This is a genomic window from Rhizobium sp. 768_B6_N1_8 (assembly GCF_051811225.1).
Lineage (GTDB): Bacteria > Pseudomonadota > Alphaproteobacteria > Rhizobiales > Rhizobiaceae > Rhizobium.
Map to the genome: position 1 here is coordinate 1,244,191 of NZ_JBPWPV010000002.1, position 24,658 is coordinate 1,268,848.

Sequence of the window (24,658 nt, forward strand, 5' to 3'; positions counted from 1 at the left end):
CCATTTTCTATCACATCTATAGAATTTATAATCTTACCTGCCGCTCCGATTTCTTTCACCCATATCACGGTCAGAACTGGAGAAATCGATGACGACCGTGCTAAGGCAGCAAGACCAGATCCGGCCCGTGGCCGCCCGCATTGCCAGCGACGAGGAGGCGCTTGATGCGGCCCGCAGGCTTGGCGCTCAATTTGCCGCCACGGCCGCCGCGCGAGACGCGGAGCGCCGATTGCCTTTCGCCGAACTCGATGCGCTCGCGCAGTCCGGCCTGCTGGCGATTGCCGTTCCAGCACAATATGGTGGGCTTGATGTTTCGAATGCCGTGCTCGCCGAGGTCACCGCGATCCTGGCCGAAGCCGATGGCTCGATCGGCCAGATCCCTCAGAACCATTTCTACATTCTGGAAGCTCTGCGCACCGATGGCAGCGAGGAGCAGAAGCGTTATTTCTTCAACCGCGCGCTTGCCGGCGATCGTTTCGGCAATGCGCTTTCGGAGCGCGGTACGAAGACGGTCGGCCACTACAATACGCGCATCGTCAGGGACGGACCCGGCTACCGCATCAACGGCCAGAAATATTACTCGACCGGCGTACTGTTTGCCGACTGGATCACAGTCTTCGCGCTTGATGAGGAAGACCGGCTTGTCATGGCCTTCGTGCCGAAAGGGACAGAGGGTGTTGAGATCCTCGACGACTGGGACGGCTTTGGCCAGCGCACGACCGGCAGCGGCACGACGATCCTCAAGAATGTCTATGTTCATGCCGATTCCGTCGTTCTGCACCACAAGGGCTTCGAGCGGCCGGCGACGATCGGCTCGGTCGGCCAGATCGTCCATGCCGGCATCGATCTCGGCATCGCGCGGGCCGCTTTTGCGGAAACGCTGGAATTCGTGCGTACCAAGTCACGCCCCTGGATGGATAGCGGCGTGGAACGCGCTGCCGATGATCCACTGACGATCTCGAAGGTCGGGCAGATCGCCATCCGGCTGGAAGCTGCGACCGCACTCCTCGAACGAGCCGGCCGCAAGGTCGATGCGGCGCAGATAGAGACGACAGAAAAGACCGTCGTCGACGCCACGCTTGCGGTCGCTGCCGCCAAGGTGCTGACGACCGAGATCGCCATTGAGGCCACCAACACGCTCTTCGAGCTTGCCGGAACCTCTGCGGTCAAGAGCGACCTCAATCTCGACCGGCACTGGCGCAACGCACGCACCCATACGCTGCACGATCCCGTGCGCTGGAAGTACCATGTCGTCGGCAATTACCACCTGAACGGCGTGATCCCGCCGAAGAACGGCGCGCTCTGAACCCTCTCCTCAACTAAAAACCCCACTTCCGTCACCGGAAATGGGGTTCTTTTTTTCTTATGTTCCTGAGTTCAGCTGTAAAGGCTCACTTCAGGGATTTTGTCGTTCAGCACGAATTCGCCGACTTCCTTGGCCTTGTAGAAGACCGGATCGTGCAGCGTGTGGGTGCGCACATTGCGCCAGAAACGGTCGAAGCGATATTTCTCCGCCGTCGAACGCGCGCCGGTCAGCTCGAAGACACGCGAGGTGATATCGAGCGAGACATGGGTAGAGTGCACCTTGGCGGCATAGGCTTCTGCCGCCGCTTCGCCGCGCTCGCGGGCGGTGACACTATGGCCCTTTGCGAGACCTGCCTGAACGGCGGCGGCTGCCGTATCGGCCAGGGCAGCAGAGGCTTTCAACGCGGCGGTGAACTCACCGACCCGCTCCAGGATATAGGGGTCGTCTGCAGCGCGCTCGACGCCCGAGGTGATCCACGGGCGCGTCGTCGTGCGCACATAATCGACAGCAGCCTGGAGCGCGCCTTCTGCGCTGCCGAGATAGAAGTTGACGAAGACGAGCTGGATGAGCGGCGTATTGAAGGTGGAAAGCACCGGCGGGGCGGCATCAGGAGCAGCCGGGGGACCGACGAAGTCTTCCTCATAAACAGGGAAATCGTGGAACTCGACACTGCCGCTGTCGGAGAGCCGCTGGCCGAAATTGTCCCAGTCGTCATTTGCCTGATAACCGGGCCGGTTGGTCGGCACGGCGAAACCGACGATCTTGTCGTCGAGCGTGGCGTTGGCATTGATATAGTCAGATACATGGGCGGCGGTGGAAAACGACTTGCGCCCGTTCAGCACATAGCCATTGCCACGACGGGTCAACACAAGACCCGGATCACGCGGATTGACGGCAGCGCCCCAATAGAGGTTTTTCGCCACGGTTTCGGCACCCAGCGCATGAGCACGTGCTTCTTCTAGCGCCCAGTAGACATACTGGCTGTTGACGAAGTGATAGCCTAGCAGCTGGCCGATCGAGCTTTCGCCGCGCGCAAGGATACGCACCAGCCGCAAGCCATCCACCCAATCAAGGCCACCGCCGCCGATCTTCTGATCATGCAGGGCATTCAGCAGGCCGGCATTCTTCAGCTTGACGATCTCCGCAAGAGGCGGGCGACCGTCGCGGTCGAGTTCGGCGGCGCGATTGGAAAGATCGGTCGAGATTTCCTCGACGCGGGCAAACAGGTCCTCTCGCGTCGTGCTGCGATTGGTCGCGAAGACGACATTGGACTGGCTCATGGGTCGAAACTCCGATTTCTTAAAAAAATGGGCCGGCGGGGGCCGCACAACCCCCGCCGGAAGATCGAGGCAGGCAGCTTAGAAAAGCTTGTCCGGGATCCAGCTCGCGGTTGCCGCGTCACTTGTGCTGAAGGCCGGGATTTTCTGCGCCAGGTCCTCGATCGTCTTGACGCCGGCTGCGCGCAGGCTTTCCTGCGTCAAAAGCGTCGGCTTGACAGTGATCTGATGGGGGACGTCCTGTCCGGCAATTTGCAGAGCCGCGGCGCGGACGGAGACGGCGCCGACAACAGCCGGGTTGGTGGCGACGGTCGCAACCCAGGGGCTGCCCTCTTCGGTGATTTCCTGAATGTCAGCAGTCGAAACGTCGGCCGAATAGATCTTCAGCTTGTTTGCGATACCGAGGTCGTTGGCGGCAAGCTTCACACCCCGGGCAAACTCGTCATAGGGGGCGAAGACGACGCTGATATCGGGATTGGCGGTCAGTGCGGCCTTGGCTTGATCGGCCGTTGAGGTCGCGGTGGTGTCGCTCACGTTACCGAAGCGGGCCTTTTCGACAACGCCGGAATTCTCGGACTTAAACTTTTCCCAGACCTCGTTGCGGCGGTCGAGCGGCGCGAAGCCGGCAACATAGACATAACCGGCATTGAAGCTCTTGCCGTTATCCTTCACCACCTGTTCGAGCCCGAGTTGAGCGAGCTCATGATCGCTCTGCTCCACCTGCGGCACCCCAGGATTGTTGAGGTTGACGTCGAAGGCGACGACCTTGATGCCCTTGTCCAGCGCCTGCTGGACGACATCGCCGAGCGATTCCGGCAGGCCGTGATCGACGACGATGCCGGCCACGCCTAGATTGATCGCCTGCAGGATCTGCTCACGCTGCTCGGCGGCATCCTGCCGGCCGGGGAAGACGCGCAGGTCGATATCGAGGGCTTTGGCCTGGGCCTCCGCACCGGCCTGATAGGCCTGGAAGAAGTCACCCGCGGAGATATAGCTGATCAGCGCCACCTTGACGCCGCCCTTGTCGAAAGGTGCCGGTGCGCCGTTGAGACCGTCGGCAAAGGAAGTCTGGTAGAGGGAGAAAGAAATTGCGGCTGCAGAGAGCGCCAGCCGTGCGAGGGATTTCATCGTCGCGGTCCTTCCGGTCAATCGGGAGCGTCGTCTGACAGGTTGGCAGCTCCCTGCGACGCATGAAATTATTAGATATAAACTCTATGTTTTTAGTAGATTTAATGATCCGATTTTTGCCGGTTCAGGAGATTCTTTGTTCCCATCGCCATGCGACCGGGGCAAGGCTTGCCTCGAAGTTGGGGCACCTGCCGGGCCAATATCGCGGTTTGAAAGCAGACCCGGATTTGCCCGATGCCTCTCCTTGAAGTCGACAATATCACCCGCAGTTTTGGGTCCGCGCGCGCGCTATCCGGCGCCCATTTCTCTATCGAGCGGGGCGAGATCGTTGCGCTGATGGGAGCCAATGGCGCCGGCAAGTCGACGCTGGTAAAGATAGTCTCCGGTGTGCTTGCGGCCAATGGCGGCACAATCAGCCTGAACGGCCGGCCCTTCTCGCCGAAAACGCCATCCGAGGCGGCAAAGGCTGGCATCGTCACGGTACATCAATCGACGGATCTTGTCGGAGCGGCGGGGCTGACCGTTGCCGACGCCTTGCTGCTGCATCGCTTCGCGGAGGGCAGTACTCCCTTCTTTCTCTCCCGCGCAAGCGTGCGACGCGAAGCGCGTGCCATGCTCGATGCCGCCGGCTTCTCGCTGCCGCTCGACCGGGATTTCGGCGATCTGAACGCCGCCGACCGGCAACTGGTTGCGATCGCCCGGGCGCTTGCCAACAAGGCAGAGCTGCTGATCCTTGACGAGCCGACCGCGAGCCTTTCGGCGGATGAAAGCCGGCGCCTGTTTGACATCCTGCTCACCTTTCGGGCGCAAGGCCTTGCCATCCTCTATATCTCCCACCGGACCGCCGATCTCGAGGCGATCGCAGATCGAGCGCTCATCATGCGCGGCGGCCGCATCGTCGGCAGCTTCAACCGGCCGATCGACTTTTCCAACGCAATCGAAACGATGATCGGCCGCAAGCCTGAAGCGGCACGGCCGGACGCTCGACCGGCGACAGGCTCAGCTGTTTTCGAAATGCACGGCATCCGCCTCCTTCCGTCAAGCAAGCCCTTTGACCTGACCCTGCACGAAGGCGAGGTCGTTGCCATCACCGGCGTGCTGGGCGCCGGCAAAAGCCGTCTCCTATCTGCGATCTTCGGCGTTCGAGACTTGGCTGGCGGCGCGATGCAACTCGACGGCAAGCCTTACCGGCCGAAATCGCCAGGTAAGGCGATTGCCGCCGGCGTCGCCATGGCAGCCGAGGATCGCCATCGCTCCTCGCTGATGCCGGCCGCCTGGCCCGGCAATTCGCTCGCCGCCACCATCAGCCTGCCGCATCTTGCCAAATGGTATCCGAGCGGCTTGCTTTTCGGCGGACGCGAGCGGCGCGAAGCAGAGCAGGCCATTTCCCGGCTGGGCATCAAGGCCCCCGGTCCGCTCGCCTCGATCTGGTCACTGTCGGGCGGCAACCAGCAGAAGACGGTCATCGCCCGCTGGGAGGCAGAGCCGAGCCGGCTGTTGCTGCTCGACGAACCGTTCCAGGGGGTTGATGTCGGCGCCCGCCATGACATCATCCAGGCGATCCGGGCACGCACCGACCGCGCGACGCTGATCGCCACATCCGATCCCGAAGAGGCCTATGAGGTCGCCGATCGCATCCTGACGATCGACCACCACAGCTTGCTGCCCGATCTCATCGATATCGCCTCTTCTTCAGCTTCACAGGAAATTTCCGCATGACGACCATCGACGAAGAGGCCCTGCCAAAGACCAGTGCGATCCCTCAGAGCCATAATGAGGATAGCCGCGCTCTGGCACTCGGCAGCTTCTTGCGCGCCGGTGCGGTGTTCATCCTGCTCGGGCTGATGGTGATTGGCTTCACCATCGCCCAACCGGCCTTCATCAACATCGGCAACCTGATGAGTATCCTGCAGGCCGTATCGGTCGTTGCGATCCTCGGCGCCGGTGTGACGGTGACGCTTGCCGTCGGCGGCTTTGATCTCTCGATCGGTGCTGTCGCCGCCTCCAGCGTCATGGCCGCGAGCTATGCGATGATCGTCTGGCATCTCGATGTTTTTGCCACCGTGCCGCTCGTCCTTGCCTTCGGTGCCGCGGTCGGGCTCGTCAATGCCTTGCTCATCGTGCGCCTGCGCGTGCCCGATCTGCTGGCGACGCTTGCCATGATGTTCCTGCTGTCGGGCCTGCAACTCATCCCGACCGCCGGGCGATCGATTTCTGCCGGACTGGTCCTGCCCGACGGCTCCAAGGCGACCGGTGCCTATGATCCAGCTTTCTTGCTGATCGGCCGTTACAGCCTGTTTGCCACCCTGCCCGTTTCCGTCGTGCTGATGGCCGCCGTCGCCATCTTCCTTTTCGTGCTGACAGAGCGTACCCGCATCGGCCGACTGCTCTTTGCGACCGGCGGCAATGAGGTAGCGACGCGGCTTGCCGGCGCCTCCACCACCCGGCTGAAGACGCTTGCCTATGTCATCTCGGGAACCTTGGCCGCTCTTGGTGGCATCGTGATCGCCGCCCGTGTCGGGCGCGGCGATGTCTCCTCCGGCGGCTCGCTGCTGATGGACTCGGTCGCTGCCGCCCTCATCGGCTTTGCCGTCCTCAACCTGCGCCGCCCCAATGTGCTTGGCACCATTGCCGGCGCCGTCTTCGTCGGCGTGCTGCTCAATGGCCTGACGATGCTGAACGCACCCTATTACACGCAGGATTTCGTCAAGGGTGCCGTGCTCGTCGGAGCACTTGCCCTGACCTATGGGCTCGGCCGCAACAGCGATCGCTGAAGCCAGGCCTTAGCTTCAGAAAATTTCCTGCGACCGTGTGCTTTTGGAATAACGTACCTCTTATGAGCCTTAAATCTATATATTTTACAGACTATCAAATTGAGAGGGTATCGTTATGAATGAAGGACTTGGAGGCGGCTTCGGACGCCGTGAAATCTTGAAGCTCGCGGCTGTCGCCAGCGCGACCTTTGCAGGCGCCAGCATGCTGACCGCACCCGCCGCAAGGGCCGACGACGAGGGGCTTTCCCTGAAGGGCAAGCGCGTCGCCATCAGCGCCACCGGTACGGACCACTATTTCGATCTGCAGGTCTATAATGCCCAGATCGAAGAGGTGAAGCGGCTTGGCGGCGAACCGATCGCCGTTGATGCCGGCCGTAACGACGGCAAGCTGATCGCCCAGCTTCAGACGCTTGTCGCTCAGAAGCCGGATGCGATCGTCCAGATCCTCGGCACGCTCAGCGTCATCGATCCCTGGCTGAAGAAGGCCCGTGACGCCGGCATTCCTGTTCTGACCGTCGATGTCGGCTCAACCAATTCGATCAACAACACGACGTCGGACAATTGGGGCATTGGCAAGGATCTCGCCCTGCAGCTCGTCTCCGATATCGGCGGGGAAGGCAATATTGTCGTCTTCAACGGGTTCTACGGCGTGACACCCTGCGCGATCCGTTACGACCAGCTCGTCAACGTCATCAAGTATTTCCCGAAGGTGAAGATCATCCAGCCGGAACTGCGTGACGTCATCCCGAATACGGTTCAGGACGCCTTCACGCAGATCACCGCCATCCTCAACAAATATCCGGACAAGGGCTCGATCAAGGCCGTCTGGTCGGCCTGGGACATTCCGCAGCTCGGCGCCACGCAGGCGATCGCCGCCGCCGGCCGCAACGAGATCCGCACTTATGGCGTCGATGGAAGCCCGGAGGTTCTCCAGCTCGTTGCTGACAAGAACTCGCCGGCTGGCGCCGATGCCGCTCAGCAGCCCGCCGAAATCGGCCGTGTCGCAGTCCGCAACGTTGCCAAGCTGCTCGCCGGCCAGACGCTGCCGCGCGAGACCTATGTTCAGGCGCTGCTCGCCAACAAGGAAAACGTCTCCGAGATCATCAAGAAGCTCGGCATCGGCTGATATCAAGGCTGACCTTGCGGTTAGCGCCGCAAGGTCAGCATGTCCCTGGAAAGCGGCATCATGACTGAACCCGTCCCGGCGCAAGTGACCGACAGCAACGATGTCATCATTCGCTTCGATCACATCATCAAGCGTTTCGGCGGTGCCCAAGCGCTCGCCGACGCATCGCTCGCCATACGACGCGGCACCGTCCACGGCCTCGTCGGACAAAACGGCGCCGGCAAGTCGACGCTGATCAAGCTGCTTGCAGGGCTGCATGTCGCAGACGAGGGCACGATCGAAATCGAGGGTAAAGTCTACGATCGGCTGACACCGCATCTCAATGAAGAGCTCGGCATCCATTTCATCCATCAGGACAGGCTGCTGGTTCCGACATTCACCGTCGGCGAGGCTTTGTTCCTCGGCCGTGAAACGCGGCTTGCGAAAACTCCCTTCCTCGATCGCCGGGCGATGCAAAAGCGTGCCGGTGAGCTCCTAGCCAATTATTTCGGGATCACTCTGCCGAAGAACGCCCTTATAAGTGAATTATCGACCGCCGAAAGGCAGATCGTCCAGATCACCCGCGCACTGCTCCACCAGCCGAAAATACTCGTCTTCGACGAGCCGACCGCGGCCCTGGTGCGGCGCGAGGCCGAGATCCTCTTTCGCCTGATCCGCCGGCTGCGCGACGAAGGCGTGACCATCATCTACATCTCGCATTACCTCAACGAGATCGAAGAACTCTGCGATCACGTCACCGTGCTGCGAAACGGCCGGGATGTGGCTTCGTTGCCGATTGGCGAAACCTCGGCCAAGGCGATCGCCAGCCTGATGATCGAGCGTGACATCGCCGAAATGTTCCCCAAGCGCCAGGTCGACCTCGGCGAAACGATCCTGAACATCCGCGGGCTTTCAGCGCCCAACCGGTTTGACGATGTCAGTTTCAGCCTGCGACGTGGCGAGGTGCTCGGCATCACCGGTCTCCTCGGCTCCGGCGCCAAAGACCTGATCCGCACGCTCTTCGGTCTGGAACAGGCCGCGAGCGGCGAGATTGAAATCGAGGGTCGAGCAGCACAGCCGCGCAGCCCGGCAAGGGCCGTCGACCGTCGGCTTGCACTTGTTCCCGAGGATCGGCGCGGACACGGCGTCGGCCTCAATCTTAGCGTGGCCGAAAATGTCACGCTCCCGAGCCTTGACCGCTACAGCCGTTTCGGTTTCCTCAATCGCAGGCGTGAGCGCTCCGATACCGAGGACCTGATCAAGCGGCTGCAGATCAAGACGGCCGGGCGCGATGCGCTGGTCCGCACACTCTCGGGCGGCAATCAGCAGAAGGTGGCGATCGCCAAGTGGCTGAGCCGCCAGTCGGAAATCTACCTGCTGGATGAACCGACCGTCGGCGTCGATATCGGCTCGAAGGTCGAGATCTATGCGCTGATCGGCGAACTTGCGGCGCGTGGCGCCGGCGTCATCGTCCTCTCCTCCGACCTGCCGGAGCTCGTCGGCATCACGGACCGGATCCTGGTGTTTTTCCGCGGCCGGCTGATCCGAGAGCTAGACTCCTCCAAAACCACAACGGATGAAGTGCTGTCCATCTCGACCGGCGCTTCGGAAGGATTGCGCCATGTCGGTTGACGTTCACTTCGCGCCCCATCCCGCCGTTTCCTCCGACCCCGTGCCGCAAGCCAAGGGCGCAGCAGCCGTCGCGGTGCTCCGCTTCGGCTCGCTGCTTGCTTTCGCGGCCATCCTCGTCGTGTTCTCGTTGACCGCGCCCTACTTCCTGTCGGTCGGCAATATCGGCAATGTTCTCGGCCAGTCCGCCATTTCGGGCGTGCTGGCGATCGGCTTGACCGTAGTGCTGATCGCGGGGGGCTCGAATGTCGTCACCGGCGGCATCGACCTGTCGCTGGCCGCCAATATGGGCCTGAGTGCTGCAGTCTATGCGACTTTGATCCAGCTCGGCTATGGCGACGCAACAGCGGTGGCTGCGGCCTTGCTGACCGGGCTTGCGATCGGCGCGGTCAACGCTGTCGCCGTCGTGCTCGCGGGCATCGTCCCGCTGCTAGCAACGCTCGCGGTAATGAATGTCGTCGCCGGTCTCGAACTCGTCCTAACGCAGAATACCGTCGTGCCCGCCTCGACCGATTTTCTGACAGTGGTTTCGGCTTCCGACAGTTTCGGCATTCCCATTCTCGCCTATGTGCTGATCGGGTTTACAGCAATTGCCACCGCGATAGTGCAATATACGCCAGTCGGTCTGAGGCTTTATGCCGTCGGCGAATTTCAGGATGCCGCGCGCGCCGCTGGCCTGCCGCTCAAGCGGCTGCTTGCCGGGGCCTTCATTGCCAGCGGGTTCTGCGGTGGTTTTGCCGGCATTCTCTCGGTTTCCTATCTCAGCGGCAGCACGACCGGTTCGGGCGAAGCGTTGCTGCCCATCGTCGTTATCGCATTGCTCGGCTCGGTCTTTTCGCGTCGGCTGGTGCCCACTGTTCCGGGAACACTGATATCAGCGCTATTCATCGGCTTCCTCACCAACGGCTTCCAGCTCCTGAACCTGCCGAGTACGCTCGTCAGCGGCGTGCAGGGGCTTCTCATTCTGATCGTCGTGTCGGCCACGACATTGCTGCGCAAGCGGGAGATCTGACATGACCGCCTCGACTTCAGCCGGCCGCTCGCTCGCCGGCCTCGCACGCTTTGGCCTGATCGTGGCGCTCATCGTGGTTTTCTCCGTCTTCTCGATCCTGGCGCCAACCTTCTTCACTCCCGGCAACCTGCAGAGCATTCTCGTCAACAATTTCACGCTGCTCGCCATCGTCTCGATCGCCATGACCTTCGCCGTCTCCGCAGGCGGCATCGATCTGTCGGTCGGCACGGCCGTCGATTTTGCAAGCTTCGCCTTCGTCTCCCTCGTTCTGGCGGGCCAGCCGGTGCCGCTCGCGCTGCTCGCCGGCCTTGCAGCCGGCGCACTGGTCGGCGCGTTCAATGCTGTTCTTGTGTCCGTGATCGGCGTTGCACCATTTCTGGCGACACTCGGCACCTTGTTTATAGGTCGTAGCATCCAGCAATTGCTGACCAATGGCGGAAATCCGGTCTATCTGCCGCCCTCGGGCGTGCCGGACGCCTTCCGCTTCGTCGGCAACGGCACGATCGCCAGTGTGCCCGTTCCGCTGGTGATCGCCGCGGTCGTCATTGCCGGTGCAGCAGCCGTGTTCGCCTGGACGCGTTTCGGGCGGGTGGTGGTCTCGATCGGTATTCAGCCAAGCGTCGTGCGCTATTCCGGCATCGGGCTTGGCGTCCCTGTGGCCGCCACCTTCATTCTCGCCGGGCTGATTGCCGCCGTTGCCGGCCTTATCCTGACGGCGACCGTGACCGTCTACATCCCCTCCTCCGGCAATGCGTTCCTGCTGAACGCCATCGGCGCCACCTTCATCGGCACGACGCTGTCGCCGCTCGGTCGGCCCAATGTGCTTGGCACCGTTCTCGGCGTCCTGCTCCTCAGCATCGTCGCCAACGGCCTGCTGCTGACGGGCCTGAACTTTTACTGGCAGCAGGTCGGTACCGGCACGCTCATCTTTGCCGTGCTCGCCTTCAGCTTCATCAACAGAAAAACCGTCGGCGCCTGAACCGCACCTCGCCGACCGATGTAGGAAGAATAAAATGACCCGTGAAATCAGGCTCAACGCCTTCGATATGAATTGCGTCGGACACCAGTCGCCAGGGCTTTGGCGGCATCCGCGCGACAAGTCCTGGACCTATAAGGACCTCGACTACTGGGTGCATCTGGCAAAGACGCTGGAGCGCGGCAAGTTCGACGGTCTCTTCATCGCCGATGTGCTCGGTGTCTATGACGTCCTGAACGGCAACGTCGATGCAGCACTTCGCCATTCGGCGCAGGTGCCGGTCAACGATCCGCTGCAACTCATCCCGACCATGGCCTATGAGACCGAGCATCTCGGCTTCGGCCTGACGGCTTCGCTTTCCTTTGAACACCCCTATACATTCGCCCGGCGGATCTCGACGCTCGACCACCTGACCAAGGGCCGCGTCGGCTGGAACATCGTCACGTCTTATCTCAACAGCGGCGCGCTCAATATCGGCCAGCCGGCACAGACCAACCATGACGACCGCTATGATCTCGCCGACGAATATCTCGAGGTCTGCTACAAGCTCTGGGAAGGAAGCTGGGAGGCCGATGCTGTCGTGCGCGACCGCGAAAGCGGCATCTTTACCCATCCGGAAAAGGTCCATCCGATCAACCATTCGGGAAAGTATTTTAACGTTCCCGGCATTCACCTGAGCGAGCCCTCGCCGCAGCGCACGCCCGTTCTCTATCAGGCTGGCGCTTCCAGCCGCGGCAAGGATTTTGCCGGCGCACATGCCGAATGCATCTTCGTGGCTGCGCCCTCCAAGACGGTTCTGAAGCGCTATGTCGCCAATGTCCGCCAGGCCGCCGAACGGCTGGGACGTAACCCGCGCGAAATGCTTGCCTTCAACCTGCAGACCGTGGTGCTCGGCGAAACGGATGCCGAGGCGCAGCGCAAATTCAACGAATATCGCAAGTACGCTTCCTTCGAGGGGGCGCTGACGCTGATATCCGGTTGGACGGGCATCGATTTCGGCCAGTTCGGCCCGGACGAGGTGCTGCGCCACCGCCATACGAATGCCGTGCAGTCGGCTGTCGAGACCTTCACGACCATCGACCCGAGCAAGGAATGGACTGTGCGCGAAATGGCCGATTGGGTCGGCGTCGGCGGTTTCGGCCCGGTCTTCGTCGGCTCGCCATCGACGGTCGCCGATCTGATGCAGGAATGGGTCGAGGACACCGATGTCGACGGCTTCAATCTTGCCTATGCGGTGACGCCCGAGAGCTTCGAAGATACCGTCGATCTGCTGGTGCCGGAACTGCAGAAGCGCGGCGTCTACAAGACCGAATACCGGCAGGGTACACTGCGCGAAAAGCTCGGCGCTGCGGGGCCGAGGCTGGTTGCGCCCCATCCGGGAGCTGCCTATCGCAACCTTGGCGCGGAAGCGCTGCGGCTTGCTGTCGGCGGCCGCTGAAAAATAATGGCTGGGTGACAAAAAATATCTCGCCTGGCCATCCTGTTCGAATTTAATTCCTGTCACACTTACGGTTTCAGCTCGAATATAGATCATTGAATTTTTAAGGGATCAGGAGGGGGCATGACTATTGCGGATATCTCTCGGCGTGGCCTGCTGAAGGGCACGGCGCTGCTGCTCGGAACAACGGCGCTGTCGCGCATTGCGCTGGCGCAGGCAGTGCCGGCTGGCGGGCGTCTGATCGTTGCAGCCGACTCCGAGCCGAAGAACCTCAATCCTGCCATCGTCGCCTCGAACGGCGTTTTCTTCATTTCAAGCAAGGTGATCGAACCGTTGGCGGAAGCCTCCTATGAAGGTTCGGATGGTCTCGCACCGCGTCTTGCAACGTCATGGGAAGGCTCGCCGGACGGGCTCTCCGTGACCTTCAAGCTGCGCGAAAACGCCACTTGGCACGACGGCAAGCCCTTCACCTCGGCCGACGTTGCCTTCTCGGCGCTCAACGTGTGGAAGCCGCTCCAGAACCTCGGGCGCCTGGTCTTTGCCAATCTGCAGGCTGTCGATACGCCCAACGATCATACGGCGATCTTCCGCTTCTCGAAGCCGACGCCGTTCCAGCTCATCCGCAATGCGCTTCCGGCTGTCACCAGCGTCGTTCCCAAGCATATTTTCGAAGGCACCGATATCGCCACCAATCCGGCCAACAATGCACTCGTTGGCACCGGACCTTTCAAATTCGCCGAATACAAGCCTGGCGAATATTACCGGCTGACACGCAACGAAAATTACTGGCAGAAGGGCGAGCCGAAGCTCAACGAAATCGTCTACCGCGTGTTGCCGGACCGTGAATCGGCCGGGGCCGCGCTCGAAGCAGAAGAGATCCATCTCGCCGCCTTCTCGGCCGTGCCGCTTGCCGATCTCGACCGCATCTCCAAGGTCGATGGCATCAAGGTGATTTCCAAGGGCTATGAGGCGCTAACCTATCAGCTTGTCGTCGAGATCAATCATCGCCGCAAGGAGCTGTCAGATCTAAGAGTTCGTCAGGCGATTGCCCATGCGATCGACAAGAAGTTTGTCGTCGATACGATCTTTCTCGGCTATGCGACAGAATCCACCGGCCCCGTTCCGAAGAATTCGAAAGAATTCTACACCGCCGATGTCGCCAACTACAATTTCGACGTGAAGGCGGCAAACGAGCTGCTGGACCAGGGCGGCTATACCAAAGGCGCTGACGGCAATCGGTTCCAACTCAAGCTGCGCCCTGCACCCTATTTCAACGAGACACGCCAGTTCGGCGATTATCTGCGCCAGGCGCTTGCTGCCATCGGTATCGATGCCGTCATCGTCAATGCCGATGCGGCCGCCCACCAGAAGGCCGTCTATACCGACCACGACTTCGACATCGCCGTCGGCCCGCCGGTCTTCCGCGGTGATCCGGCAATTTCCACGACGATCCTCGTGCAGTCCGGAACACCTGACGGCGTGCCCTTCTCCAACCAGGGCGGTTATGTCAGCGCCGAGCTCGACAAGATCATCAAGCAGGCGTCCGAGACCGTTGATACGGCCGCACGCACCGACCTCTATTACAAGTTCCAGCAGCTTGTGGTGGCCGAGCTGCCATTGATCAACGTCGCCGAATGGGGCTTCATCACGGTCGCCCGAGACACCGTGCTGAATGTGTCCGACAATCCGCGCTGGGCAGTTTCGAACTGGGGCGATACCGCGCTGCAATCGTGATAGGGTCGAAGGCGCAATTGCTGCAGGGGCCTCGTCCGGCGTGAAACGTGCACTTCTCCTCCTGAGACGCAGGGTCATCAGCAGCATTCCGGTGCTGCTGATCGTCGTGATCTTCAGTTTTTTCCTGCTGGAATCCGCCTCCGGCGATGCGGTCGATGCCTATCTTGGTTCGATCGGCGGTGGTGACGCCGCCCTTATAAATTCGCTGCGGCAGAGCTACGGCCTCGATCAATCGGTCTTTGCCCGCCTCTGGCTCTATCTGTCGTCACTTGCCCGCCTCGATCTCGGCTGGTCGGTGGCCTTCAACCGGCCGGTGCGGGATCTGATTGTCGAGCGGCTGCCGAACACGCTGCTTTTGATGGGAAGTGCCACGGCACTTTCCTTCGGGCTTGGTTCGACACTCGGCATTCTGGCTGGCGCAAGGCCCGGCAGCGTGCGGGATCGCTTCCTCTCGATCGGCTCGCTCGTCATCTACGCCATTCCGAGCTTCTGGCTGGGATTGGTGCTCAGCATCTTCTTTTCGGTCAAGCTACGCTGGCTGCCAATTGCTGGCATCGAAACCATTGCCTCGGGCAAGACAGGCCTCGCGCGTGCGCTCGATATCGCGGAGCACCTGGCCCTCCCGGTTGGCGCACTTGCCTTCATCTATCTCGCGCTGTTCCTGCGCGTCATGCGCTCGGGTATGGAAGAAGCTTGGAAGCTCGATTTCGTGCTCTTTGCCCGGGCCAAAGGCCTGTCGCGCAGCCGTATCGTGCTTCGCCATGTGGCACGCAATGCGCTTCTGCCGCTTGTTACCATGCTCGGCCTGCAATCCGCGGCTATGCTCGGCGGCAGTGTGGTGATCGAGAGCGTTTTTGCCATTCCGGGCTTCGGCCGACTGGCCCAGGAAGCCGTCAACGGTCGTGACGCGCCATTGCTGATGGGCATTATCCTTTCCAGCGCTGTTCTCGTCATCTGCGTTAATTTCATTGTCGATCTGGTCTATGCGACGCTCGATCCGCGCATCGGCGCATCTGGGGGCCGGGCATGACACTGCTGCGTCGTCTTCCTCAAACTCCGGAAGGTGGGATCGGGCTTGCAATCCTTTCAGCTTTGCTCGTCGCCGGCCTGTTGGCGCCGGTCATCTCGCCAGGAGATCCACTACGAATTGCTGGCCGGGCGCTCCTTACGCCGTTCACCGATCCGAGGCTGCCGCTCGGCACCGATAGGCTGGGGCGCGACGTGCTCGCCGGCCTGCTCTACGGTGCGCGCACCTCGCTCGCCGTCGGTATCGCCGCTGCCCTGTCCGCCATGGTGCTTGGGCTCTTTGTCGGCATGGCTGCCGGATTTGCCGGTGGTGTCATCGATGAAGCACTGATGCGCGTCGTCGATGCTTTCCAGATCGTTCCGGGCTTCCTGCTGGCGCTCGCCTTTGTCAGCATCATCGGCGTCTCGACGCCGGTCATCGTCTTCGCCATTGCGCTCGGAACCTGGGCCGATCCTGCGCGGCTGACGCGCGCGCAAGTGCTGTCCATCCGCGAACGGGATTATGTGGCTGCCGCACACGTGATCGGCATGCACCCGGCTGAGATCGCCTTCAAGGAAATCCTGCCGAATGCGCTGCCTCCGGTTCTGGCCCTGTCCGCCACTATTGTCGCAGGCGCGATCCTCACTGAAGCCGCCCTTTCCTTCCTCGGTCTCGGCAATCCCAATCTCGCCACCTGGGGATCAATGATCGCTGAGGGCCGCAGCGTGTTGCGCTCGGCCGCCTACCTTTCCGTGCTGCCCGGCCTCGCGCTGGCAATAACGGTGCTCGGAGTGCATCTCTTTAGCGAGGGGCTGAGCAAGGCGCTTGGCAATGAGGAGGGATTGCGATGAGTGATCTCTTCTGCAGCGTGAGAGGGCTTTCCGTCCATTACGAGCGCGATGCGGCTCTGGAATCCATCGACCTCGATGTCCTCAGAGGTGAAAGGCTGGCCCTCATCGGCGAAAGCGGCTCCGGCAAAAGCACATTTGCCCGAGCGCTTGCCGGACTTTTGCCGAAGAGCGCCAGGATCAGAGGCAACATAACATGGCCGGCGCTTGGTCATGCGCCGCTTCCCGGTCGCGATTTCGGTTTCGTCTTTCAGGACCCCGGCACCAGCCTCAATCCGGTGCTGACCATCGGCGAGCAGGTTGCCGAAGCGGCCCGACGGCACCTGGGGTTAGACTGGCGGCGAGCCTATGCCCGTGCCGAAGAGCTTCTCGAGCGGGTGCGCATACCACAGCCCGCGAGCGCCATGCGCGCCTTTCCGCATCAGCTTTCCGGCGGCCAAAGGCAGCGTGTGGCAATTGCGGCTGCGATTGCCGCCAAGCCAACCTTGCTGATCGCCGATGAGCCGACCAGCGCGCTCGACGTCGTTGTTCAGGCCGAGATCGTCAGCCTTCTCGACGGGCTGGTGCGCGAAGAAGGTATGACCCTGCTCTTCATCACCCATGATATCGCGCTTGCCTCCGGTTTCGCCGATCGCATCGCCGTCTTCCGGAATGGAGAACTGGTCGAGGCCGGCCCTATCAGATCGGTCCTGTCGTCGCCGGCCGATGGCTATACCGCGGCCCTCATCGCAAGCCATCGCGATCTGTCCACGCCGCCCTTGATTGCCGAGGCAGCGTCATGAGCGGGCTTCTGACTGTTGAGGCTCTATCCAAGGCCTATTCCTCCACCGGCCGACAGGTTGCCGCTCTCGACAATGTTTCACTGACGATTGCAGCCGGCGAAACCCTGGGCTTGGTTGGAGCGTCGGGCAGTGGAAAATCGACGTTGTCGCGCGTCCTTCTGCGACTGCTGGAGCCCGATTCCGGCTTCATCCGATTCGAAGGGCAAGATTGGCGCGCGCTTCGAGGCGCCGAACTGCGGCGCCGGCGCGCGCATATGCAGATGGTGTTTCAGGACCCACTCGGCGCCTTCAATCCGCTGTCCTCCGTCGCCTCGGTTCTCGACGACCCGCTGCGGATCCACGCCATCGCGAACAGGAAACAGCGGCCGGCCGAAATCGCTACCCTGCTGGAGCGCGTCGGCTTGCCCTCGACCTTTGCCTCCCGCCCTGTTCGCACACTCTCGGGCGGGCAACGACAGCGCGTTGCCATTGCCCGTGCCATCGCGACGCGGCCGTCTCTGCTAGTGCTGGATGAAGCCGTTTCCGCGCTCGACGTGACCATTCGCGGCCGCATCCTCGAATTGCTGGTCGAGTTGCAGCGCGAGCGTGGCCTTGCCTATCTCTTCATATCCCATGACCTCGCGGTGGTGCGCGCGGTTTCGCATCGTATCGCGGTCATGGATGCGGGCCGAATCGTTGAGGAGGGACCGGCAGCGGATATCGTCAATGCCCCGCGATCCGATGCAGCGCGCCGGCTCGTCGCGGCTGTGCCGCGCCTTGTAACCGAACCCGTTTGAAGGAGTTTCCCATGACCGAAGTCGCCTGGAACCCGTTCTATGGTGCGCCGGTCTATCCGGCCGAACGTTACACCGCCCTCGCCCGCCGCATCGGCGCGATCCTGAAGACGGACAACGACGTTTTGCTGGTGCAGGCCGAGGCGGTGGTGGCGCTCGAAGCCGTTGCGACCAGCCTTGCCAGACCTGGCTTTTCCGCGCTGAACGTCGTCACCAGCGCCTACGGCGGCTGGTTTGGACAATGGCTGCGGCGCGGCGGTACTCACGTCGTCGATGTCATCGCTCAGCCCGGCCTGCCTATCGAGGCCAGAGCAATCGCCGCCGCGCTGGATGCAAATCCCGATGTCAACGTACTGGCCCTCGTCCACGCGGAATCGGCAAGCGGTATCCTCAATCCATTGCCCGAGATCGCTGCTCTCGCAAAGGCGCGAGGCATTGTGACGGTAGTCGATGCCGTTGCCTCCGTCGGCGGCCATGCGCTCGATGTCGACGCGTTGGGCATCGATATCGCCGTGATCGGCCCACAGAAAGCACTCGGCGGGCCGGCCGGCGTTTCCGCGCTGTCAGTCAGCCAGCATGCCTGGGAACTGGCCCTCTATGACGGTGCGCCGCGTGATTCCATCCTGTCGCTGGCCGACCTGAAGGCTTGGGTGGATGCCGGCCGCGGCGCGTTGCCGGGAACGCCGGCACCGCTGGAATTCTTTGCACTGGAAGCGGCCCTCGACCGGGTCGAGGCGGAAGGCCTCGGGCAGGTCGTCGCCCGCCATGAAAGAGCAGCTTCGGCGAGCCGGGCCGGACTTGCAGCGCTGGGCGCCAACCTTTGGGTGCCGGCCGAACAGGCATCGAACCTCGTGACAACGGTCTCCTTACCGTCAGGAATTAAACCCACCTCTGTGGTTGGTTTTGCGGCGGGGTTGGGCGTCGAACTGACGCCGGGTGTCGGGACAGGCTCGTCGCACCTCATGCGTATCAACCACACAGGGGCACGGGCAACCTTCCAGACCGTGCTCGCAAATGTCGTGGCCTATGGTGCCGCGCTTCGGCAGGCCGGCTTCCCGGCGAATATCGGCGCCGCATCGGAAGCTGTCGCGAAGATCTATAGCAGCTGATCGCTCAGTACCAGGAATTCGGCGTCGGCTGCCAGAAGAAGAGTTCTTCCTCCCGCAGGCTACGCAGACGGCTTTCGGAATCCTCTTCCGTCGCGTGGACAGATGTTTCGAACACCGGTTGGTCACGGTCTCGGAAAAGCTTCGCAAAGAAAGTTTTGAATGCCGCAAACATACGTCACCTCCTGGAAAACCGAGCCACGATTTTCGCACGGATCGCTGGGCCAGGGAACATTGTCTACAAAATTAGTATTCTAATTTGCACTGTTGTGCCGCATGCAGATGCCACGGGAAGACTGGCGCACGAAAAAGGCTTTGTTCGGTAAAGAGGGGCCGCGGCCGCGAGATCAAGCCTAATCTTCCACCGACCCTTGAGAATCGAACCTTTCCGATGCACGAAGAAGCCGAGACGAATAGGTCGAGGATGATGGAATGACCGATACAGGCGGACTTCGGATAGAGTTTGAAGGCCATTCGCCCCTGCTGAAGTGGCACCGGCTGCGCCGGCGTATGGCCGACCCGCTGTTTTCGGCCGAGGTGATGGCCGAAGGCTTCAAGGCCGGCGCTTCGATGGAGCTCGACCTGCGGGTGCGCGCCGATGGTGGTTTCGTCGTGCTGCATGATAAGGAGCTGGAAGGCGAGACGACCGGGCGCGGTCTCATTGCCCAAAAGAGCCTTGCGGATCTGCGCGACCTGCGCATGAAGGACGGCAATCGTCCGCTCCTCTACAGCGAGGATCTGGCAGCCATGCTGCAATCGGCCCATCCGGACGCGCTGCTGCAGTTCGATATGAAAGACGATTACGAGGCGATCGGCGAAAAGGGCATCGCCCATCTTGCAGAACACCTGCAGCAGATTTCCGCCTCCGTCATCGTCAGCGCTGGAAGTCCGGAGCTAATCCTGGCCGTCAAGGACAAGCTGCCGCATCTGCGCCGCGGCATCGACCCCACCAACAAACTCGGCGATATCGCCAAAGCCGAAGGCTGGAAAGCGGTCGAAAAGGAACTGCTTGCAGATCTGCGCGGCCCGACGGAGCCGGAAACAATCTACCTTTACTGGCCGATGTTGCTCGATGCCGCAAAGGCCGGCCTCGACATGATCGCGCTCTGCCACAGCGAGGCCAAGCTGGTCGACGCCTGGACCTTCACACTGAAAGATCCCGACGGCGGCTTCAGCGATGCGGAGTGGACGAACTTCTCGGCACTGGTCACTTTGAAGCCGGATCAGATCACCACGGACGAAGCCCTGGCGACCGAGCGGGCGTGGCTGAAGCGCATGGCGGGCTGATCAGCCCGCCAGACCTTCGAACTCGACGAGGAAGGCGAATTCTTCTGCCAGTCCAGGCGAATGGGCGATAACAGGACCGCCATCCTCCAGCAGCGTATCGACAGGTGGAATGGCGACCTTCGCACCGGCCTCCGAGGCGATCAGCGCGCCAGCCAGCATATCCCAGGCATTCAGGTGCCGTTCGTAGAAGAGGTCTGAAACACCTTCCGCCACGCGCACGAGATCGACTGCGGCTGCACCCATGCGGCGATAATCCATGCCGCGCTCGTAGAGCCGCTTGGAGAGCGCCGCATAGTCGTCAAAGCTCGTCTTGCGCGAATGGCCGAGCACGACGATCGCATTGGCAGGATCGGTCGTCGGAGCAGCGTGGATCGGCTGGCTCTCCTTGAAGGCGCCACGGCCGCGGATCGCGGAGAAAACCTGGTCGTTGGCCGCATCATAGACCACGCCGATCTCCACCTTGCCACCAACGACGAAGGCGATGGAGACGCCCCAGTGACGAAAGCCTCTGATATAATTTGTCGTGCCGTCGATCGGATCGACGACCCAGGTGCCGGCAGAGCCGGACTCGCCGCCGGTTTCCTCGCCCATGAATGTGTCGTCTGGAAAGCGCACCAGCAGCCCTTCGCGGATCGACTGTTCTGCCTGCCTGTCTGCGACGGTAACGAAATCCTGCAATCCCTTGTTTTCGACATGCAGCGTGCCTGGGTGTCCTTCACGCCTGAAGCGCGCAGCCTCGCGTCCAACCTTGCGGGCCACGTCGATTGCGACCTCCGCCCGCGCGGTTAGAGCAGAGGCATCGAATGCGGAATTCATCAAGCAGTCCTTCTTTTAATCAGCGTCACGGGGGTAAATTCGACGCGGGCGGTCATATCCGGTTCGGACATGCGGGTCATCAGCAGATCGACCGTTTGTTCGGCCTGGAAATCGCAGGGCTGGCGGATGGTCGTAAGGTCATAGGCAGACCAGCTGGCCTGCGGAATGTCATCATGGCCGATGATGCGTAGCGGCGGCTCATCGTCGCGGCCAAGCCCCTTCATGATGCGGTCGATCACGCCGCAGGCCATGTAGTCGTTGGCGCAGAACAGACCGTCAATACCGAGCGAAACAAGATCGGCGGCCGCGTCGTGGCCGCTCTTATAGTCGTTGATTTTCAATTCGATCATGCGCGGCTCGAGGCCGAGTTGCCGACAGGCCGTCATGAAGGCTTCACCGCGCCGCCTTGCCGTATAGGAGATAGCGGGCGCCGCCATGACCGCCGGCGCCCTGACGCCGCTTTCGATCAGATGCGTGGCAGCGAGATGGCCTGCCATGCGATCATCGGAAATGATGCGGTCGACGAAGGGAATATCGTCGCCCTTGTTGATCAGCACGATCGGCACACCTTCGGCTGCGCATTGCTCGCAGATCTCCGTCGGCGGCGCGTCCGATGTGACGATGACGCCGGAGACGGCATAGTGCAGAAGCTGGCCGATGACGGTCGAGGTGTCCGCCTCCTTCGAGGTCGGCAACAGGATCGGGCGAAAATTGCGGGCGATCAGCACCCGCGCCAGATGCTCGATCTGCAGCGTGCGGAACGGGTTATCGAGGCCGGCGGCGACAAGGCCGACGAGATCGGAACGCTTGTTGGTGAGGCTGCGAGCCAGATAGTTCACCCGGTAGCCGAGATCCTTGGCCGCCTGATAGACCTTCTCGCGCGTCTTCGGCGAAACACTGGCATCCGGGGTGAAAGCGCGCGAAACGGCAGCGCGCGAGACGCCCGCCACACGTGCCACGTCGAAGGACGTGACCTTCCTCGGTCCCTTGTTATCCTTGTCTGCCATGCTTCTCATCCCTGGCGGCCGGGCGCATCAGATCGGGCAGGTCCGTACAGATGCCGAGTACCGGAAGCTTCATGATGTCGGACAAAATGGCCGGCCGTTCCTCGTGCCACAGCACGATTTCACGGCTTTCGCCGAAGGCTCGCCGCATCAGCTCTCCTGTGACCAGATCCTGCGGGCGCTCGCCGGCCCTTTCCCAGCAAAGGTGCAGGATATCGGCGCCGGCTTCATCGCCAGCTGCGTGCGGATCGTGGCCAACACGGACCAGTACCGAGAGCGGGTAATCGCAGCCCGCATCGCGAAGCTCACGCACTTGCGCGGTATCGAAAGAGCCGAGGCAGGCAAAGCGCTGGTTTTTCTCAATAAGATGCTTCCAGCACCGAAGCCCCGTGCCCGGCGCCTTGAGCTCGATATAGAGGCCTGTATTGGTCCGCCGTCCAAGGGCTGCGACCGCCTCGAAGGTCGGAACGTTGACGCCTTCGAGAGCAGCAAGCTCGGCCGCCGTCATCTCGGAAATTCGGCGGTCGATACCGAAGACGCGCTCGAGATGATCGTCGTGGGAAACGACAACCACACCATCTTTGGTGAGTTGCGTGTCGAGCTCCCACATTTCCGCGCCGAGTTCGGCAGCGCGCTGGAAGGCTTCGAGGGTATTCTCCCGCTCATGGCCACTTGCACCGCGATGGCCGATGCAGAAAGGCAGATATCCCTTGTTCGAGGGCCAATCATAACGTTCGAAAAAAGACGAGAAGTCACGCATCGCTCAGAGCCTCCGGCCTTCTTCATCGAAGACGAATACGCCTCGGCTGTCGATCGCCCACTTCACCTCGTCGCCGACGGTGATGTCATTGCGGACCGGCTGAATGGACCGCAGCAGCGAGCCGCCGGCAAGCTGCACGTCGTAAAGGTTCTCGCGGCCCTGCGTTTCGGCAAAGGTGACCTTGCCGGGAACGGCGATGTCGCCGGCCGGATTGAAATGTTCGGGGCGCACGCCGAGCGTCAGCTTGGTGCCCTCGGCGGCCTGGACCGATACCGGCACGCGGATCTCGCTTTCCGGCATGGCGAAAGCGCCATCCTTCATCACGCCACGCAGGAAGGTGATCGGCGGATTGCCAAGGAAGCCGGCGACGAAGGCAGTGCGCGGGTCGCTATACATCTCGGCCGGCGTCGCGATCTGCACGATCTCGCCTTCCTTCATGATGGCAATGCGGTCGCACATACTCATCGCTTCCACCTGATCATGGGTGACTAGGATGGCGGTGATGCCCGTCTCGCGCTGGATGCGGCGAATTTCCGAACGCATTTCGAGGCGAAGCTTGGCATCGAGATTGGCAAGCGGCTCGTCGAGCAGCAGGACGTCCGGCTTGCGGATCAGCGCACGGGCAAGGGCTACGCGCTGCTGCTGGCCGCCGGAAAGCTGGGCTGGCCGGCGCTCCATCAGATTGCCGATCTGCACGAGGCCGGAAATGCGCTCGACCTCCTTGCGGATATCGGCCGCATTGACGCCCTTCACCTTCAGCGGAAAGCCGATGTTCTCTGCAACCGTCATATGCGGATAGAGCGCATAGGACTGAAAGACGACGCCGACATTGCGCATCTGGCTCGGCAGGTCGGTGACGTCCCGGTCGCCAAAGAGAATACGGCCGCCGGTCGGGCGATGGATGCCGCAGATGGCAAACAGCGTTGTGGACTTGCCGCAGCCCGAGGGCCCGAGAAGCGCCAGCATCTCGCCGCTGCCGACTTCGAGATTCATGTTCTCGATGACCTTGGTGGAGCCGAAGCTCTTCGAAAAATTGTCGAGGAGGATACGCATCAGCCTTTGCTCCCGCCGCCATAGATGTTCATGAGATATTTGTGGAAGAGTGCGTAGGCGATCAGAACCGGGATGACGTAGAAGAGGCCTACCGCCTTGAACATGTTGAAATCATAATTGTTATCGTCGGCGAGGAAGCCGGCGAGATAGACCGAGAGCACTTGCACCTGATTGCCGGGCGCCAGCACCTGCGGCAGGATGAATTCGCCCCAGCCGGACAGGAACGAGAAGAGGCCGAGCGCCATGATGCCCGGACCGACCTGCGGCAGAACGAGGCTACGCCAGACCCGGAACCGCGAAGCGCCATCGACGACGCCAGCCATCTCTATTTCCCAGGGCACCGTGTCGTAGAAGCCCTTCATCAACCAGATGCCGAGCGGCAGATCAATCGCCGCCTTGACCAGGATGACGCCGATCAGGGAATTGTAGAGGCCGATCATCTGCAGCACGATGAAGATGGCGATGATCAGCGTTACCGACGGGAAGGCGTGGAGCACCATGACACCGGCAAGGAAGAAGCCGCGCGCAGGTACATTGAGCCGCGAGAGCACATAGCCTGCCATCGACGAGACGATGACGACCACGCTCGTCGTGGAGCTGGCGAAAAGCAGCGTATTGAGCGTCACGATCCAGATGTTCGGCTTGCCTTCGGTCGTCTGCCACAGGAAGCGCCAGTGCTGGAGGGTGAAGCTGGAGGGTATGAGCGAGCCGGCCTCTTTCACCGTTACCGTGTCGATGAAGAAATAGGCGTACATCAAAAGCAGCGGCAGGCTGACGACGGCGAGCATGGCGATGACCGGCCAACTGCTGAAATTCGCGGAGGGTTGCGCTTTTTCGGCCATGG

At 61.6% G+C, this 24,658-nt stretch carries 23 protein-coding genes; 15 read left to right on the plus strand and 8 right to left on the minus strand.

What is annotated here, in order from left to right:
* Positions 1–88: 88 nt before the first annotated feature.
* Positions 89–1,306 carry an SfnB family sulfur acquisition oxidoreductase gene (locus AB8B33_RS30025; RefSeq protein ID WP_439018159.1) on the plus strand — a complete coding sequence of 406 codons (1,218 nt, stop codon included), beginning with the start codon at positions 89–91 and terminating at the stop codon, positions 1,304–1,306.
* A gap of 71 nt (positions 1,307–1,377) precedes the next feature.
* Here AB8B33_RS30025 and AB8B33_RS30030 read toward each other — a convergent pair whose 3' ends face one another.
* A complete protein-coding gene (locus tag AB8B33_RS30030; protein ID WP_439018160.1) occupies positions 1,378–2,586 on the minus strand; it encodes an acyl-CoA dehydrogenase family protein in 1,209 nt (402 codons plus the stop codon).
* 78 nt (positions 2,587–2,664) lie between these two features.
* Positions 2,665–3,711: a substrate-binding domain-containing protein gene (locus AB8B33_RS30035; RefSeq protein WP_439018161.1), complete on the minus strand. Its 1,047-nt coding sequence runs from the start codon at positions 3,709–3,711 to the stop codon at positions 2,665–2,667.
* A 234-nt stretch (positions 3,712–3,945) separates the two neighbouring features.
* On the opposite strand from AB8B33_RS30035, the gene AB8B33_RS30040 reads away from it, so the two are divergent.
* The 13 genes from AB8B33_RS30040 (at position 3,946) to AB8B33_RS30100 (ending at position 18,897) form a co-directional block, all read left to right on the plus strand.
* On the plus strand, positions 3,946–5,430 hold the full coding sequence (locus tag AB8B33_RS30040; RefSeq protein WP_439018162.1) for a sugar ABC transporter ATP-binding protein: 1,485 nt from the start codon (positions 3,946–3,948) through the stop codon (positions 5,428–5,430).
* Complete coding sequence (locus tag AB8B33_RS30045) at positions 5,427–6,485, plus strand: ABC transporter permease (RefSeq protein ID WP_439018163.1); 1,059 nt, start codon at positions 5,427–5,429, stop codon at positions 6,483–6,485. Before AB8B33_RS30040 ends, AB8B33_RS30045 begins: the two co-directional genes overlap by 4 nt.
* Before the next feature lie 115 nt (positions 6,486–6,600).
* Positions 6,601–7,611, plus strand: coding sequence for a sugar ABC transporter substrate-binding protein (locus tag AB8B33_RS30050; RefSeq protein WP_439018164.1), 1,011 nt, complete (start codon positions 6,601–6,603; stop codon positions 7,609–7,611).
* A gap of 60 nt (positions 7,612–7,671) precedes the next feature.
* Entirely contained in the window at positions 7,672–9,222 is a 1,551-nt protein-coding gene (locus tag AB8B33_RS30055) for a sugar ABC transporter ATP-binding protein (protein WP_439018165.1), read from the plus strand.
* Complete coding sequence (locus AB8B33_RS30060; RefSeq protein WP_439018166.1) at positions 9,212–10,231, plus strand: ABC transporter permease; 1,020 nt, start codon at positions 9,212–9,214, stop codon at positions 10,229–10,231. The genes AB8B33_RS30055 and AB8B33_RS30060 overlap by 11 nt, the downstream gene beginning before the upstream one ends.
* Position 10,232: 1 nt before the next feature.
* Positions 10,233–11,210: an ABC transporter permease gene (locus tag AB8B33_RS30065; protein WP_439018167.1), complete on the plus strand. Its 978-nt coding sequence runs from the start codon at positions 10,233–10,235 to the stop codon at positions 11,208–11,210.
* Between the two features lie 34 nt (positions 11,211–11,244).
* A complete protein-coding gene (locus tag AB8B33_RS30070) occupies positions 11,245–12,645 on the plus strand; it encodes an LLM class flavin-dependent oxidoreductase (RefSeq protein ID WP_439018168.1) in 1,401 nt (466 codons plus the stop codon).
* 123 nt (positions 12,646–12,768) lie between these two features.
* On the plus strand, positions 12,769–14,379 hold the full coding sequence (locus AB8B33_RS30075; protein WP_439018169.1) for an ABC transporter substrate-binding protein: 1,611 nt from the start codon (positions 12,769–12,771) through the stop codon (positions 14,377–14,379).
* A gap of 40 nt (positions 14,380–14,419) precedes the next feature.
* Entirely contained in the window at positions 14,420–15,409 is a 990-nt protein-coding gene (locus AB8B33_RS30080) for an ABC transporter permease (protein ID WP_439018170.1), read from the plus strand.
* Positions 15,406–16,236: an ABC transporter permease gene (locus AB8B33_RS30085; RefSeq protein ID WP_439018171.1), complete on the plus strand. Its 831-nt coding sequence runs from the start codon at positions 15,406–15,408 to the stop codon at positions 16,234–16,236. The genes AB8B33_RS30080 and AB8B33_RS30085 overlap by 4 nt, the downstream gene beginning before the upstream one ends.
* The gene (locus tag AB8B33_RS30090; RefSeq protein WP_439018172.1) at positions 16,233–17,015 is read left to right on the plus strand and encodes an ABC transporter ATP-binding protein; all 783 of its coding nucleotides are present in this window, start codon (positions 16,233–16,235) and stop codon (positions 17,013–17,015) included. Before AB8B33_RS30085 ends, AB8B33_RS30090 begins: the two co-directional genes overlap by 4 nt.
* Positions 17,012–17,791: an ABC transporter ATP-binding protein gene (locus AB8B33_RS30095; RefSeq protein ID WP_439018173.1), complete on the plus strand. Its 780-nt coding sequence runs from the start codon at positions 17,012–17,014 to the stop codon at positions 17,789–17,791. The genes AB8B33_RS30090 and AB8B33_RS30095 overlap by 4 nt, the downstream gene beginning before the upstream one ends.
* Positions 17,792–17,802: 11 nt before the next feature.
* Entirely contained in the window at positions 17,803–18,897 is a 1,095-nt protein-coding gene (locus AB8B33_RS30100) for a pyridoxal-phosphate-dependent aminotransferase family protein (RefSeq protein ID WP_439018174.1), read from the plus strand.
* A gap of 4 nt (positions 18,898–18,901) precedes the next feature.
* On the opposite strand, the gene AB8B33_RS30105 is transcribed toward AB8B33_RS30100, so the two are convergent.
* On the minus strand, positions 18,902–19,069 hold the full coding sequence (locus AB8B33_RS30105; RefSeq protein WP_439018175.1) for a hypothetical protein: 168 nt from the start codon (positions 19,067–19,069) through the stop codon (positions 18,902–18,904).
* Between the two features lie 257 nt (positions 19,070–19,326).
* Here AB8B33_RS30105 and AB8B33_RS30110 point away from each other — a divergent pair, with 257 nt between their 5' ends.
* Entirely contained in the window at positions 19,327–20,181 is an 855-nt protein-coding gene (locus AB8B33_RS30110; protein WP_439018176.1) for a glycerophosphodiester phosphodiesterase, read from the plus strand.
* Here AB8B33_RS30110 and AB8B33_RS30115 read toward each other — a convergent pair whose 3' ends face one another.
* Genes AB8B33_RS30115 through AB8B33_RS30135 form a run of 5 tightly spaced genes read right to left on the minus strand, consistent with a single transcriptional unit; the run spans position 20,182 to position 24,656 of the window.
* The gene (locus AB8B33_RS30115) at positions 20,182–20,997 is read right to left on the minus strand and encodes an inositol monophosphatase family protein (protein WP_113319588.1); all 816 of its coding nucleotides are present in this window, start codon (positions 20,995–20,997) and stop codon (positions 20,182–20,184) included.
* Positions 20,997–22,004, minus strand: a complete 1,008-nt coding sequence (locus AB8B33_RS30120; RefSeq protein WP_439018177.1) for a LacI family DNA-binding transcriptional regulator — start codon at positions 22,002–22,004, stop codon at positions 20,997–20,999. Before AB8B33_RS30120 ends, AB8B33_RS30115 begins: the two co-directional genes overlap by 1 nt.
* Positions 21,988–22,761, minus strand: coding sequence for a glycerophosphodiester phosphodiesterase (locus AB8B33_RS30125; RefSeq protein WP_439018178.1), 774 nt, complete (start codon positions 22,759–22,761; stop codon positions 21,988–21,990). Before AB8B33_RS30125 ends, AB8B33_RS30120 begins: the two co-directional genes overlap by 17 nt.
* A 3-nt stretch (positions 22,762–22,764) precedes the next feature.
* Positions 22,765–23,814 (minus strand): ABC transporter ATP-binding protein, encoded by a 1,050-nt coding sequence (locus AB8B33_RS30130; protein ID WP_439018179.1) that lies wholly within the window; start codon positions 23,812–23,814, stop codon positions 22,765–22,767.
* Entirely contained in the window at positions 23,814–24,656 is an 843-nt protein-coding gene (locus AB8B33_RS30135; protein ID WP_439018180.1) for a carbohydrate ABC transporter permease, read from the minus strand. The genes AB8B33_RS30130 and AB8B33_RS30135 overlap by 1 nt, the downstream gene beginning before the upstream one ends.
* Positions 24,657–24,658 lie beyond the last annotated feature (2 nt).

Bases quoted from the DNA above. Each gene is read 5' to 3' on its own strand.
- AB8B33_RS30060 (WP_439018166.1), top strand. From the start codon at position 9,212: ATGTCGGTTGACGTTCACTTCGCGCCCCATCCCGCCGTTTCCTCCGAC.
- AB8B33_RS30050 (WP_439018164.1), top strand. From the start codon at position 6,601: ATGAATGAAGGACTTGGAGGCGGCTTCGGACGCCGTGAAATCTTGAAG.
- AB8B33_RS30085 (WP_439018171.1), top strand. From the start codon at position 15,406: ATGACACTGCTGCGTCGTCTTCCTCAAACTCCGGAAGGTGGGATCGGG.
- AB8B33_RS30115 (WP_113319588.1), bottom strand. From the start codon at position 20,997: ATGAATTCCGCATTCGATGCCTCTGCTCTAACCGCGCGGGCGGAGGTC.
- AB8B33_RS30025 (WP_439018159.1), top strand. From the start codon at position 89: ATGACGACCGTGCTAAGGCAGCAAGACCAGATCCGGCCCGTGGCCGCC.
- AB8B33_RS30070 (WP_439018168.1), top strand. From the start codon at position 11,245: ATGACCCGTGAAATCAGGCTCAACGCCTTCGATATGAATTGCGTCGGA.
- AB8B33_RS30075 (WP_439018169.1), top strand. From the start codon at position 12,769: ATGACTATTGCGGATATCTCTCGGCGTGGCCTGCTGAAGGGCACGGCG.
- AB8B33_RS30130 (WP_439018179.1), bottom strand. From the start codon at position 23,814: ATGCGTATCCTCCTCGACAATTTTTCGAAGAGCTTCGGCTCCACCAAG.
- AB8B33_RS30035 (WP_439018161.1), bottom strand. From the start codon at position 3,711: ATGAAATCCCTCGCACGGCTGGCGCTCTCTGCAGCCGCAATTTCTTTC.
- AB8B33_RS30055 (WP_439018165.1), top strand. From the start codon at position 7,672: ATGACTGAACCCGTCCCGGCGCAAGTGACCGACAGCAACGATGTCATC.
- AB8B33_RS30105 (WP_439018175.1), bottom strand. From the start codon at position 19,069: ATGTTTGCGGCATTCAAAACTTTCTTTGCGAAGCTTTTCCGAGACCGT.
- AB8B33_RS30040 (WP_439018162.1), top strand. From the start codon at position 3,946: ATGCCTCTCCTTGAAGTCGACAATATCACCCGCAGTTTTGGGTCCGCG.
- AB8B33_RS30100 (WP_439018174.1), top strand. From the start codon at position 17,803: ATGACCGAAGTCGCCTGGAACCCGTTCTATGGTGCGCCGGTCTATCCG.
- AB8B33_RS30030 (WP_439018160.1), bottom strand. From the start codon at position 2,586: ATGAGCCAGTCCAATGTCGTCTTCGCGACCAATCGCAGCACGACGCGA.
- AB8B33_RS30065 (WP_439018167.1), top strand. From the start codon at position 10,233: ATGACCGCCTCGACTTCAGCCGGCCGCTCGCTCGCCGGCCTCGCACGC.
- AB8B33_RS30095 (WP_439018173.1), top strand. From the start codon at position 17,012: ATGAGCGGGCTTCTGACTGTTGAGGCTCTATCCAAGGCCTATTCCTCC.
- AB8B33_RS30125 (WP_439018178.1), bottom strand. From the start codon at position 22,761: ATGCGTGACTTCTCGTCTTTTTTCGAACGTTATGATTGGCCCTCGAAC.
- AB8B33_RS30135 (WP_439018180.1), bottom strand. From the start codon at position 24,656: ATGGCCGAAAAAGCGCAACCCTCCGCGAATTTCAGCAGTTGGCCGGTC.
- AB8B33_RS30120 (WP_439018177.1), bottom strand. From the start codon at position 22,004: ATGGCAGACAAGGATAACAAGGGACCGAGGAAGGTCACGTCCTTCGAC.
- AB8B33_RS30045 (WP_439018163.1), top strand. From the start codon at position 5,427: ATGACGACCATCGACGAAGAGGCCCTGCCAAAGACCAGTGCGATCCCT.
- AB8B33_RS30090 (WP_439018172.1), top strand. From the start codon at position 16,233: ATGAGTGATCTCTTCTGCAGCGTGAGAGGGCTTTCCGTCCATTACGAG.
- AB8B33_RS30110 (WP_439018176.1), top strand. From the start codon at position 19,327: ATGACCGATACAGGCGGACTTCGGATAGAGTTTGAAGGCCATTCGCCC.